This window comes from Nesterenkonia sp. AN1 (assembly GCF_000582475.1).
GTDB lineage: Bacteria > Actinomycetota > Actinomycetes > Actinomycetales > Micrococcaceae > Nesterenkonia > Nesterenkonia aurantiaca.
Window position 1 is genome coordinate 1 of the sequence record NZ_JEMO01000015.1, and the last position, 12700, is coordinate 12700.

The following is a 12700-nucleotide window of genomic DNA, read 5'->3' on the forward strand; positions in this document are numbered from 1 at the left end:
CCTCGGCGAACGCCCGGTAGCGGGCGGTGCGCGCCGCCGCCTCCGGGCCCTCCCCGGAGGCGGGGTCCACGGAGGCCCGCACCGAGAGGACCGGATCCAGTCCCAGATCGCGCAGCTGGGCGGCCGCCGTGGCGGTGACTGCCTCGCTGCCCGGGTGCAGCTGATGGTCGATCACGACGGCGCCAACTCGGGCCGTTGCGCCGGCACCCTCGCCCTCGGGGACGTCCTCGCTCGAGGCCTGGGCACTGGGGCCGTCCTCGTCGGGGCGCTTGACGGGGTTCTCCCCCGCGAGGCGCCGCTGGTGGAAGGCGGCGGCTGCGGCCAGGGCGAGGGAGTCTGCCCCACCGGAGCAGGCCACCAGGTTCAGCCCCGCAGGGTCGAGGGCGGCTTCCACAGCGCGGCGCGCCCGGTTCACCGAGTCGGGGAAGCGGGGGCTCACGCGAGCCCCATGCGCTCGATCCATTCCTGCGGGTGGTGCAGCTCCTGCTCGGTGGGCAGATGCGCTGGGGACTCCCAGATGATGTTGAACGAGTCCATGCCGATGGTGTCCACGATGTGGCCCACGAACTTCTGCCCGTCGCGGTACTGCGCGGCCTTCACATCGAGCTGGAGCAGCTTGCGGATGAACTTCTCCAGCGGGGTGCGCGTCTTGCCGCGAGCCTCGAAGCGGCGTCGGATCGTCTTCACGGTGGGCACGATCGAGGCGTCGACCCCGTCCATGATGACGTTGGCGTGACCCTCGAGCAGGCTCATCACGGCGGTCAGGTGGGACATGGTCTCGCGGTCCTGCGGAGTCTGGATGACCTCGATGAGTCCGCGGCCCGCGCGGACCTGCTCGATGACCTCCCCGAGCCGGTCCCCCAGCCCAGAGGCCATGCCCATGGTGGAGGAGCTCAGCTCGGTGATCTTGGACTTGAGGTGATCGGCGAGCCAGGGGGCGGCGGCGAACTGCACCCGGTGGGTCTGTTCATGCAGGCACACCCAGAGCCGGAAGTCTTCCGCCACCACGTTGAGCTCGGTGGTGATCTCCGCGATGTTCGGGGCCACCAGGATCAGCCGGTTCTGGGTGAACGGATCGAACTGGCCGAGCACATGGGCGGAGAGGAAGGCCAGCACCGCGCCGAGCTCTGCACCGGCGAAGGAGGAGCCGTAGACCTGCGCACTGGAGCCCTCCTTGCCCAGCTCGGGCTTCTGCTCCAGGGCGATCTTCAGCGCCGGGCCCAGCAGCTCTCTGAAGCTCTCCACATTGGCCTTGGACCAGGTGGCGCGGTCCACCACGAGGGTCTCGGCGGGATCGGCGCCGAGGTTCCGGGCGGCATCGAGCCCGGTGATCCGGTGCACGTGGTCCACGGCCTCTGCGGCCGCGCTGCGCAGCGCGGCCACCTCCTGGCTGACCTGGGCGGCGCTGAACCGGGGTCCTGCCGGGGCCACCCGTGCCGCTGTTGTGGTGGCGAGCTCCCAGTTGATCATCAGGTCACTGGCTCGGGCCGCGGAGATGCTGTTCATCGGTCCATCACACCACAACAACCGCGGCCGCGTGAGCGTCTCGCCGGCCGCGGCGGCGAAGCGCCGGGCCCGTGGTGTCGGGCATCACACCGGCAGGCTGACGCTGGAGCGCGCACCTCGAGAGTCAGCCCATCACTCGTCCGGTGATCTGGTCCAGCAGCTTGTCGCTGAGCATCCGGCGGCCGAAGAGTCCGGCCCAGGCCAGGTGGCCCAGCGCGTAGCGGGTGCGAGGACGTGAGGAGCGCGCGGCGCGCTCGATGACCCGAGCGATCAGATCGGGCCCGGAGGCGCGGCGCTGCACGCCGTCGGGGTTGAGGATGCCGCGGGCCAGGCGCTCGACCCGGTGCGCGTAATGCCCTTCTCCCGAGGCGCTGCGCGCCGCGAGGAGCGCATTGGCGCCCCACTCGGTCTTGATCGCGCCGGGCTGGACCACGACCACGCGGATCCCGAAGGGGGCCACCTCTTGGCGCAGCGAGTCGCTGAAACCCTCCAGCGCGAACTTCGTCGCGTGATACCAGCCGCCCATCGGTCCGGCGACCCGCCCAGCGACCGAGGAGACGTTGATGATGGTGCCGGTACCGTGGGAGCGCATCAGCGGCAGACTCAGCTGCACCAGTCGGGCCAGGCCGAAGAGGTTGACCTCGAACTGGCGGCGAGCCTCCTCGATCGGGACGTCCTCCACCGCTCCGAAGGCGCCGTAGCCGGCGTTGTTGACCAGCAGGTCGAGGCGTCCGGTGTCCTCGTGGATCTGCTTGAGCGCGGTGTTCAGCGAACCCTCGTCGAGCAGATCCAGAACCAGCGGCACGACGCCGTCGCCGCGCAGCTCCTCGAGGCGTTCAGCTCGGCGCGCGGCGCCGTAGACGTGGTACCCGGCGGCGGCGAGCCTGCGCGCGGTCGCGGCACCGATCCCGGAGGAGGCTCCGGTGACCAGGGCGACGGGCTGTGGGGAGGTCATGCGGTAGGCCTTTGCGTGAAGTGGCGGAGCGGTCTGCGAGCGCGCGGGATGAGGAAGTCGAGCACGGGGCGCTCGGGCGCGGGAAGGACCGCGGACACACATCGAGTGGGCGTTCTGAGGTGGATTCCCGGTCCAGAACGGTGGGAGAGCCCCGCAAAACGCCCACTCGATGAAAAGTGGGGCTGGATCAGCCCTTGAAGCGCTCGATGGAGCGGGTCAGCTCGGCCTCAGCCTCGGTACGGCCGGCCCAGCCCTCGATCTTGACCCACTTGCCGGGCTCGAGGTCCTTGTAGCGGGTGAAGAAGTGCTCGATCTCCTGGCGCGTCCACTGATCCACATCCTCGAGCTCCTGGATGTGGTCGAACCGCTTGTCCTTGGGCACGCAGAGCAGCTTGGCGTCGCCGCCGCCGTCGTCGGTCATGTTCAGCACGCCCACGGGGCGGGACTCCACGACGACGCCGGGGACCAGGTCCACGCCTGGGATCCAGACCATCGCGTCCAGCGGGTCACCGTCCTCACCGAGGGTGTCATCGAAGTACCCATAGTGGGTCGGGTACTGCATGGGGGTGAAGAGCACGCGGTCGAGCCGGAGACGGTGGGTCTCATGGTCGATCTCATACTTCACGCGAGAGCCTTCGGGAATTTCGATGGTGACGTCGTGAGTCAGGGTCACGGGTTCTCCTAGTGTTGAGCGTCAAGAGCACTGTTGCGCGGCCGCGTCGGGGCCCGCGGGGGGCCTCCCGGTGCGCGTCCGCTTCCACGGCCAAGCGTACACATTGCGCCCGGTCGCCGATCCTCGTGGCGCACGGTCACGGGCCCTCGCGTCACCGGTCACCGGTCCTCGCCGCCGCCCAGGATCTGCATCTCGGTGCCGAGCTGGGTGCTCAGCGTCCTGGCCGCGGCGCGGACGCGGGCGGTGACGGAGCGGGTGCTGTGTCCGGGTTCGGGGAAGACCCGGTTGATCTGCAGCACCGGGCCCACGCGCTGGAGGTCCACCCGGCCCACCAGTTCGGTGCCGGAGAGCACCGCCATCACATAGTGTCCATAGCGCCGTTTGTCCTTGGGAACGTAGGCCTCGAAGGTGTAGTCGAAGTCGAAGATCCGCCGCGCCCGGCCGCGATCGCGCAGCAAGGGATCGAAGGGGCCGATGAGCCGAGACTGGCCCGCCGGGGCGGTGCCAGCCGCAGCGACGGCCTGCTCGGGCAGCTCCGGAAGACAGTAGCCGAGGTCCTTCCACCCGGGGACCTGCAGCGCGGTGAGTCCGGCCAGCTCGATCCCGCAGGCGGCGTCGGCGGTGGAGAGATGGTAATGGTGGGCGAAGTCGGCCACGGTCATCACCGCCAGGGTGCCGGCGGCGCGGCGCGCAAGGTCCCCGCGCAGCTGTTCCGGCGGCAGCTGGGCGGCCTCCAGGATCGGGGCGGGCAGCGCGCGTTCGGGCAGGTCGAAGAGCCGGATGATGCCGTTGCGCGCGGTGATCACCAGCTCCCCGGTGCGGACCATCAGCTCCGCGGCGTGCTTGATCTCCGACCAGTTCCAACCTGTGGTGCGCGTGGCGCCCATCGCGGCTTCGATCCCGCCGATCTGGACGCCGTTGCGCGCTGCGGCGACCACCTCGCGGATCTGCGCGCGCATCCTCGGATCGAGTCGCTGCGCGTAGGTCTCGCGGACGCGTTCTCGGCGCAGCTGCAGCAGCGGCCAGTCCTCGATCGGGAACAGACAGGCCACCTTGGTGAAGGCCTCGAAGGAGACCGGTGTCCCGTGCAGCGGGGCTCCTGCGGGCCACAGCGAGGAGTCGATCTCCTCGGCCCGGGCGCTGCGCGGCAGACGGGTCAGCGTGGTGAGCCGCTGGGCGGTGGAGACCCGGGTGAGCGGGTCCAGCTGGATCAGACCGATGCCGCGCAGCACCGCGGCCGCATCGGCGTAGGGCCCGGGTCCGGCGGGGGCGGGGATGCGCTGAGCACCGGTGACGACGGCGCGGACCCAGTCGATGCTCACGGGCAGCGCGGACGCTGTCGGTGTCGACTTCGACGTCGTTGTCGCCGTCGACATCGGGCTCGTCGACGTCGGTGTGGCCGTCGGGCTCGCCGAGATGCTCGGTGTCCTCCTGACCGCCGGAGTGCTGGCGGGTGCGGGGCTTGTCTTTGACTCAGTCATGGCCGAAGAACGTCCTGAGCTTCTCGTTGCCGGAGACCTGGACCTGGAAGGGCGGGCGGAGCAGGTCATTCTTCGGCAGCCGGAACAGGTGCTCCCACTCAGGCTCGACTCCGTGGGCGTCGGGGACCCGCCGGGTGCCGGAGGTGAAGTAGCCCAGGGATTCGGAGACCCGCCGGGAGCGTTCGTTCCAGGTGTAGGCCCCGGATTCGGCGTATTCGGCGCCGAAGTGATCGAAGGCCCAGAGCAGCATCGCGGCCCGGGCCTCGGTGCCCAGACCCTGGCCCTGCCGGTCCGCGCGCAGCCAGCTTCCGGAGCTGACCGTGCGCAGGATCGACCAGTCTTCCGCCTGGCAGTCCTGCATCCCGATCAGCTCCCCGGGGGCTGCATCCTCGGGGCTCCCGGAGCCGGCCGGAGGCTTGAGGAAGACGCCCAGAGGCAGGTACCAGCGATCCGGGCCGATCGCGGAGCGGGTGGACCAGAGATACGGCAGCGAGGCCTTGACCAGCTCCTCCGGGCCCTCCTCGTTCCAGGCGAAGCGGAAGGGGTTCCTGCTGGTCTGCGTGACCCCGGAGGCCGCGGCGGCCGCGTAGGCGGGGAAGTCGGTCTCGCGCACGACCCTCAGCTCAAGCCGTGGGGATGCGATGCGCAGACCGAAGGGCGGCCAGAGCTCCTCCAAGGTTCTCGCGGGGGTCACCGAGGGCTCGCTGGGCTGAGGCATCCCACGATCCTAACCTCGGCCCGTGATCCCGCAGTGTCCCCGCTCACACGATGGCGCGTACTATGTCTGGCATCACATCAATCGCACCGTAACCGGCGCCTGCCCGCACGCAGGCGCCCCTCAATGAGGAGGACACGATGGACGGGGTCAATTCTCTGGTCATCGCCGCTATAGGCGTCGCCATGATGCTCAGCGGCTATTTTCTGTATTCGCGGTTCCTCGCGAAGAAGGTCTACAAGCTCAATGCGGAGTTCAAGACTCCGGCACACCAGTTCAACGACGGCGTGGACTACGTCCCCACCAACCGTTACGTGCTCTGGGGTCACCATTTCACCTCGGTGGCAGGCGCAGCTCCCATCGTGGGTCCCGCCGTCGCCGTCATCTGGGGCTGGCTCCCGGCATTCATCTGGGTCACCGTCGGCACCGTGTTCATCGCCGGCATGCATGACCTGGGCGCGCTCTGGGCCTCGCAGCGCAACCGCGGCCAGTCCATCGGCACACTCTCGGGCCGCTATATCAGCGCCCGCGGCCGCAACCTGTTCCTGGTCGTGGTCTTCCTGCTGCTGCTCATGGTGGTCGCAGCCTTCGCCGTGGTGATCTCGAACCTGCTGGTCTCCCAGCCTGGCGCAGTCATACCCACCTGGGGTGCGCTGATCGTCGCACTGCTGGTGGGCCAGGCGATCTACCGATTCCGCTGGAACCTGTTGGCGGTCACCGCCGTCGGCGTCATCGCGCTCTACAGCCTGATCATCCTGGGCAACGCGTACCCCATCGAGCTGCCGGAGAGCACCTTCGGCCTGGCGCCCAACGGCGTCTGGATCATCGTGCTCTTCGTCTACGCGGGAATCGCCTCGCTGCTGCCGGTGTGGGTGCTGCTGCAGCCGCGTGACTACATCAACGGCGTTCAGCTCTTCATCGGTCTGGGCATCCTCTACGGTGCCACCATGTTCGCCACCCCGACCATCGTGGCACCGGCGATCAACACCAACCTGCCCGAGGGCACTCCCTCGATGGTTCCGCTGCTGTTCGTCACCATCGCCTGCGGCGCGATCTCCGGCTTCCACGGCACCGTGGCCAGCGGCACCACATCCAAGCAGCTTGACCGTGAGACCGATGCCCGCTTCGTGGGCTACTTCGGCGCCGTCGGCGAGGGACTGCTGGCCCTGGGTGCGATCATCGCCACCACCGCCGGCTTCCAGACCCTGACCCAGTGGGAAGAGGTCTACGCCACCTTCAACGACAACCCGGTCGGGAACTTCGTCCAGGGCGGCGGCGCCATCGTCAACGCCGGCCTCGGGATCCCGGTTGGCCTCTCAGCCACCATCCTGGCCACCATGGCCGTGCTCTTCGCGGCGACCACCATGGACACCGGTGTCCGCCTGATGCGCTTCGTGGTCCAGGAGATCGGCGAACTGGCGAAGATCCGCATCGGCGTCATCACCGCGACCATCGTGGTGATCGTCATCGGCGGCGGCCTGACCTTCTCACAGGGCGCCGACGGCTCCGGCGGCATGCTGATCTGGCCGCTGTTCGGCACCACCAACCAGCTGCTGGCCGCGCTGACCATGGGAATCATCGTGGTGATGCTGATCCGCAAGAGGCGCCCATTCCTGCCGGTGCTGATCCCGATGGCATTCGTGCTCGTGATGAGCTCCTGGGCGGCAGTGGTCCAGGTGTTCAGCTTCTTCAACGATGGCGAGTGGCTGCTGTTCTCCATCAACGTGGTCATCATCTTCGCCGCGGTCTGGGTGTTGGCGGAGTCCATCATGTCGATGAAGCGGGCCTGGAGCGGGGAGAAGGAGCCCGAGGACGACGTCGCGCTCACCGCAGAGGAGAAGCTGCCGCTGCGCTGAGCCAGCGACTCAGAGCTCCATCCGCATCGAGTGGGCGATTTGAGTGATTTTCCGGGCCAGAATGCCCGCGGAATCCCCTCGAATCGCCCACTCGATGCGTTTCTGGCGATATGCCGAGACCCCGGCGCACAGGTCCGCTGCGACTCAGCTGTGCAGACGCCTGGTCTCAGGCGTCAGTCCTGCTCCAGCAGACTCCGCAGAACCGGCACCAGTCCGTCCTCCTCCACCGGGGCGGTGAGCTCATCGGCGACGTCGATGACCTCCTGGGGAGCCTGCCCCATGGCCACTCCGCGAGCCGCCCAGCCGAGCATCTCGATGTCATTGCGCCCGTCTCCGACGGCCACGGTGTCCTCAGCCGGCACCGCAAGCCGTTCGCGCAGCGCCTCGAGCGAGGAGCCCTTGGTGACGCCGGCGGCGGCGATGTCCAGCCAAGCCGACCAGCCCACCGAGTAGGTGACTCCATGCAGCCCGATGCTCTGCACCGCGGTGGCGAACTCCTCGGCGGTGGCCTCGGTGGAGTTGACCACCAGCCGGACTGCCTCGGCTTCCTTCATCTCCTGGAAGCTCACGCCGCGGGCATCGAGGCCGAAGGACATGTCTTCGAAGCGCTCGGTGGAGAGGAAGTCCCCGACGGAGGTCTCGATGGCGTAGCGCGCGTTCGGCAGCCGGTCCATCAGCGCGTCGAGCGCGGGGGCGGGATCGAAGACCCTCCGGTCCAGGACCTCGTAGCCATCTTCCAGGGACACGTCGATCCGCACGGTGACTCCACCGTTGCTGCACACCGCGTAGCCCTGCTCGATGCCGAAGGTCTCGACCACCGGCAGCGTGGCCGGCAGGGACCGCCCGGTGGAGACCACGACCGTGTGACCCTCGGCCACCAGGGCGCGACCGGCCTGCTTCACGGCCTCGGACATCCGCCCGTCATGGAAGACGATGGTGCCGTCCACGTCGAGGCACACCATCTTCTTGCCCGGCGTATGGGAGAAGCTGCCGCCCGCACCTGCCGGCGGGATCGAGAACTCTTCAGAAGTTGTCATTGCCGATGTATTCATTGTCATCACACTCGCTCAGAAGGGGTAACCGGTCATTATGCCTCATCGGCCAGTCTCGCACCGTCGCACCCCCTGGTTCGGCACGAATAGGCCGAACTATGGCCTTTTGGGTACTGTTGCCCCACATGTAACTTCACGTTTCACTGCCGCGGCCCGCCCGGCCCTCAGCCGGGTCGGGGCAGTGCCAGGGGAACGCGAAGGATTGCGACCTTCGTAGGAGGCACCACAATGGACGCGACGAACCCGGTATCCATCACCGGCGGCGGATACTCGGCGCAGATCAGCCTCCTCGGCGGTCAGCTGCTGAACCTCACGCATCACGAGGACGAGCTCATCGTGCCCGCTGCCAAGACAGAGGGCGCCTTCGCCGGTGCCGTGCTGGCGCCCTGGCCCAACCGGACCAAGGGTGGGCGCTACACCTTCAACGGGGTGGAGCATCTGCTCCCGGTCAGCGAGGAGGCCACCGGGGCCGCGCTGCACGGACTGCTCATGGACCTTCCGCTGCGCGTGATCTCGCAGAAGCAGTCAGAGGTGCAGCTGGCGGGCTGGCTCGAGAGCTCGGAGGGGTACCCCTTCGGCCTGGACATCGCCCTGACCTACCGGGTCTCCGCGGACCTCGGCCTTGCCGCGACGCTGATGGCGCGCTACCGCCCCGAGGAGCTGACCGAGGATGCCACCCCGGGCCAGGATGAGCTGCCGGCCGAGCCGGAGGACACCGTCGAGCCTTCGGAAGGCCTCGAAGCCGCGGCCCCTGAGACGCCGGAAGACGAGAGCAACGAGGACACCGGCGCAGAGCCGGCCGAGGCAGACCAGGCCGGCACAGACCAGGCCGAGGCAGCCGAGGGTGAGGGCGTGGAGCACGAGTTCGCAGCCTCTGCGAGCGAGGACCCGAGCGCCGAGGGTTCAGAGCCTGCGGGCTCTGAGGCTGCAGCCCCCGATGCTGAAGTGCCCGATGCTGAAGTGCCCGATGCCGAGGTGCCCGAGGACCCAGAGGCTGAGGCGTCTGAGCGCGATTCATCCGGGCCGTCCGAGGGCTCAGAGGCTGAGCCCACCGAGACCGATGCATCCACTGCGTCCGAGTCGACCGAGTCGACCGAGACCGATCCGTCCCCCACTCCGGTTCCACAGACCGCGCCCTTCGGCGCCGGCTTCCATCCCTACCTCACGGCCGGCGGGGCCTCGCTGCGGGAATGCCGACTGCGGCTCCCCGCGCGGACCATGCTCAAGACCAAGGCCGATGGCACCGTGACCGGTCGCAAGACCGTGACTCAGGACTTCGACCTCACCAACGGTCCGCTGCTGTCAGGGCGCACCATCGATCACGCCTTCACCGACCTGCCCGAGGAGGGCTGGACCGCGGAACTCATCCACGGCCCCTCGGGGTTCGTGGTGCGCATGATCGCTGATTCTCCCTGGGTCCAGGTCTACACCGGCGAGCGGATCGACCGCGCCGGCGTCGCCGTCGAACCGATGACCTGCCCGCCGAATGCACTCAACAGCGGCGAGGATCTGATCCACCTGGAACCCGGGAAATGGTTCCGCATGGGCTACAGCATCGAAGCGATCCGCGCCGCCTGATCCGGTTCACCCGGGCTGCGGGACCCACTGCAGCGGCGCGTCCACCACGCATCGCATCGCGCGCAGTGCTCCGCCGGTGGCGGCGGGGGCGGCCTGGGCCGAGGCCGTGCGCACCCTGAAGGTGCTCCATTGTGCCGAGAGCACCCGGGAGTTGAGCTCCTTCTCGATCCGGGGACGCAGCATGTCCGCCAGCGGGCCGTAGACCCCGCCGAGCACGATGTCGTGGACGTCGAGCAGGTTCATCGCGCCAGCCAAGGCCACGCCGAGCGCCCATCCGGCGCGGTCGATCGCGTCGCAGGCGATCCGGCCGGCCTCGTCGTCGCGCTGACTGAGCTCCACGAGGTCCTGCGCGGTGGCGGTGCGCTCCATCCCGGCGGCCGCGAGCAGCGAACGCTTCCCGGCGTAGGTCTCCAGACAGCCCAGCGCCCCGCAGCTACACTGCGGGCCCTCGGGCTCCACCGAGATGTGCCCGATCTCCCCGGCCCAGCCGTGCTGGCCGACGTCGACCACTGATTCGATGACCACGGCGGCGCCGATGCCCATCTGCGCGGAGACGTAGAGGAAGGTCTGCTCCTGCTGATCTTTCGCCGCGAGCTCCTGCGCCACCGCGAGCGCGGCCAGCTTGGCCTCGTTCGCGGCGTGGATGAAGCCGCCGAAGGCATCACGGTGCTCTCCCACCAGCAGCGGCACGGCGTCCACGCCGCGCCAGCCGAGGTTCGGGGCCAGCACCAGCGAGTGCTCATCGGCGCCGATCAGCCCGGGCAGCGCCAGGACGGTGCCGACCACGCGCGCCCCGCGGGCGGTGGCCTGCTGGGCCACGCGCAGCGCCATCGCCCCGGCCTGGGGCAGCACCGCCGAAGGATCCGAGCCGCGGAAGTCTCCGTCGATGATCTCCTCGGCCAGGGTCTCCCCGGTCAGGTCCAGCGCACGCGCGGCCATGAAGTCCACGCTGATCTCCACGCCGAGCCCGGCCAGGGTCGCCCGCGCCGGATACAGCGGCACGGCGGGACGGCCACGGGAGCCGCCCCCCACTGCCGGGGAGCCCTCGCGGATGATCCCGGCGGCGAGCAGGTCATCGACCAGCCGGGAGACCGTGGAGCGGGTCATCCCGGTGCGCGTCGCCAGGTCGGCCCGGGAGAGCGGCTCCACGGCGGAGAAGATCTCCTCGGTGAGCAGCAGCAGGTTCGATTCGCGCAGGGTCTCTTGACGCGCGCCGGGACGCGAGGACTGGTCGCTCGGGCCGCCCTCCGCGCGCGGGGCGCGGGAGAAGTCGCCGCGGTCGTCTCCGGAGCTGCGGCCCAGACGGGCCAGCGAGCCGCGCGAGGTCACGCCGAAGGCGGTGCTGGGCCTGGGTCCTGCGGTCCTGCGGGTAGTGTCTTGGGTCACGGACTTGATCTTAGCCCCAATAGGATTTAGGTTACATCTAGAAACAAAATGAGTGCCGGGTCACAGCCTTCCCGGTGCACCCCGGAACCATACCTTTTCCTTGCAGGAGGCCCCCATGGCATCGACGCCAGCATCTGACTACAAGCTCTCCTTCGGTCTCTGGACCGTCGGATGGACCGCGCAGGACCAGTTCGGGTCGGCCTCCCGTCCCGAGTTCGAGCCCTGGGAGTACCTGCCGAAGCTGAAGGAGGCCGGCGCGTCCGGCGTCACCTTCCATGACGACGACGTCGCCCCCTTCGGCACCGATGACTCGGCGCGGGAGAAGTACTTCACCCGTTTCAAGGAGGTCGCCGATGAGGTCAGCCTGAAGGTCGAGATGGTCACCACCAACACCTTCTCCCACCCGGTCTTCAAGGACGGCGGGCTCACCTCGAACGATCGCTCGGTGCGCCGCTTCGGGCTGCGCAAGCTGCTGCGCAACGTCGACCGCGCCGCCGAGTTCGGCGCCGAGACCTTCGTGATGTGGGGCGGGCGTGAAGGTGCGGAGTATGACGGCTCGAAGGACCTCTTCGCCGCCCACGAGCGCTACGCCGAAGGCGTGGACACCATCGCCAGCTACATCAAGGACAAGGGCTATGACCTGCGCATCGCCCTGGAGCCCAAGCCCAACGAGCCGCGCGGCGACATCTTCCTGCCCACCATCGGTCACGCGCTGGGCTTCATCGCCCAGCTCGAGCACGGCGACATCGTCGGGCTGAATCCGGAGACCGGCCACGAGCAGATGGCCGGGCTGAACTTCACCCACGGCATCGCCCAGGCGCTGTGGGCCGGCAAGCTCTTCCACATCGACCTCAACGGTCAGCGCTCGATCAAGTACGACCAGGACCTGGTCTTCGGCCACGGCGAGCTGGCCTCGGCGTTCTTCACCATCGACCTGCTGGTCAACGGCTTCCCCGGCGGTGGCCCCAGCTACGACGGCTGGATGCACTTCGACTACAAGCCCTCCCGCACCGACTACGTGCAGGGCATCTGGGACTCAGCGAAGGCCAACGTCGAGATGGTCACCATGCTCGCGGACAAGTCCAAGGCCTTCCGCGCGGACCCCGAGGTCCAGGCCGCCCTGAAGGCCTCCGGGGTCTACGAGCTCGGCGAGACCACCCTGGCCGCCGGCGAATCGCTCACCGACTTCCTGGCTGATACCTCCACCTACGAGAACTTCGACGTGGACAAGGCGGCCGAGCGCAACTACGGCTTCGTGAACCTCAACCAGCTGGCCATGAAGCACCTGATCGGCTGACCCTCAGCAGTTCTGCCGAGGCTCGGCTGTTCCGCCGAGCCTCATCGCGTGGCCGGTCGCACCAGGACACTGGGGCGGCCGGCCACTGCTGTGAGACCCTCGACACGACGTTTCCGACCATCCCGCCAGCTCCTCCCTCCGGTCTCCACGGCCGCCCCCGACCGGGCGGCGTGCCCGGGCGGGTGTCACGAAAGGACACTG

10 protein-coding genes and 1 pseudogene are annotated in these 12700 nt (G+C 68.7%); 3 read left to right on the forward strand and 8 right to left on the reverse strand.

The genetic code is table 11. From position 1 onward, the window contains the following. The 6 genes and pseudogenes from BG28_RS08005 to BG28_RS08030 all read right to left on the reverse strand — a co-directional run. Positions 1 to 439, reverse strand: a pseudogene (locus tag BG28_RS08005) (ATP-binding protein); the annotation flags it as partial. Continuing rightward, complete coding sequence (locus BG28_RS08010; protein ID WP_036475644.1) at positions 436 to 1506, reverse strand: zinc-dependent metalloprotease; 1071 nt, start codon at positions 1504 to 1506, stop codon at positions 436 to 438. The pseudogene BG28_RS08005 and the gene BG28_RS08010, both read right to left, overlap by 4 nt. Positions 1507 to 1630: 124 nt before the next feature. After that, positions 1631 to 2461 carry an oxidoreductase gene (locus BG28_RS08015; protein ID WP_036475646.1) on the reverse strand — a complete coding sequence of 277 codons (831 nt, stop codon included), beginning with the start codon at positions 2459 to 2461 and terminating at the stop codon, positions 1631 to 1633. A 187-nt stretch (positions 2462 to 2648) separates the two neighbouring features. Continuing rightward, positions 2649 to 3128 (reverse strand): inorganic diphosphatase, encoded by a 480-nt coding sequence (locus tag BG28_RS08020; RefSeq protein ID WP_036475813.1) that lies wholly within the window; start codon positions 3126 to 3128, stop codon positions 2649 to 2651. A 164-nt stretch (positions 3129 to 3292) separates the two neighbouring features. Continuing rightward, the gene (locus tag BG28_RS08025; RefSeq protein WP_161634817.1) at positions 3293 to 4615 is read right to left on the reverse strand and encodes a DNA glycosylase AlkZ-like family protein; all 1323 of its coding nucleotides are present in this window, start codon (positions 4613 to 4615) and stop codon (positions 3293 to 3295) included. Further along, entirely contained in the window at positions 4608 to 5333 is a 726-nt protein-coding gene (locus BG28_RS08030; RefSeq protein ID WP_051501186.1) for a GNAT family N-acetyltransferase, read from the reverse strand. Before BG28_RS08030 ends, BG28_RS08025 begins: the two co-directional genes overlap by 8 nt. Before the next feature lie 137 nt (positions 5334 to 5470). On the opposite strand from BG28_RS08030, the gene BG28_RS08035 reads away from it, so the two are divergent. Next, positions 5471 to 7186: a carbon starvation protein A gene (locus BG28_RS08035; RefSeq protein WP_036475649.1), complete on the forward strand. Its 1716-nt coding sequence runs from the start codon at positions 5471 to 5473 to the stop codon at positions 7184 to 7186. A gap of 173 nt (positions 7187 to 7359) precedes the next feature. Here BG28_RS08035 and BG28_RS08040 read toward each other — a convergent pair whose 3' ends face one another. Next, on the reverse strand, positions 7360 to 8223 hold the full coding sequence (locus BG28_RS08040) for an HAD family hydrolase (RefSeq protein WP_036475651.1): 864 nt from the start codon (positions 8221 to 8223) through the stop codon (positions 7360 to 7362). Positions 8224 to 8466: 243 nt separating this feature from the next. On the opposite strand from BG28_RS08040, the gene BG28_RS14420 reads away from it, so the two are divergent. After that, on the forward strand, positions 8467 to 9816 hold the full coding sequence (locus BG28_RS14420) for a hypothetical protein (protein WP_051501187.1): 1350 nt from the start codon (positions 8467 to 8469) through the stop codon (positions 9814 to 9816). A gap of 6 nt (positions 9817 to 9822) precedes the next feature. On the opposite strand, the gene BG28_RS08055 is transcribed toward BG28_RS14420, so the two are convergent. Next, positions 9823 to 11202, reverse strand: a complete 1380-nt coding sequence (locus BG28_RS08055; protein WP_133725683.1) for an ROK family transcriptional regulator — start codon at positions 11200 to 11202, stop codon at positions 9823 to 9825. 115 nt (positions 11203 to 11317) lie between these two features. Here BG28_RS08055 and xylA point away from each other — a divergent pair, with 115 nt between their 5' ends. Continuing rightward, a complete protein-coding gene (gene xylA / locus BG28_RS08065; protein ID WP_036475654.1) occupies positions 11318 to 12499 on the forward strand; it encodes a xylose isomerase in 1182 nt (393 codons plus the stop codon). Positions 12500 to 12700: the final 201 nt, after the last annotated feature.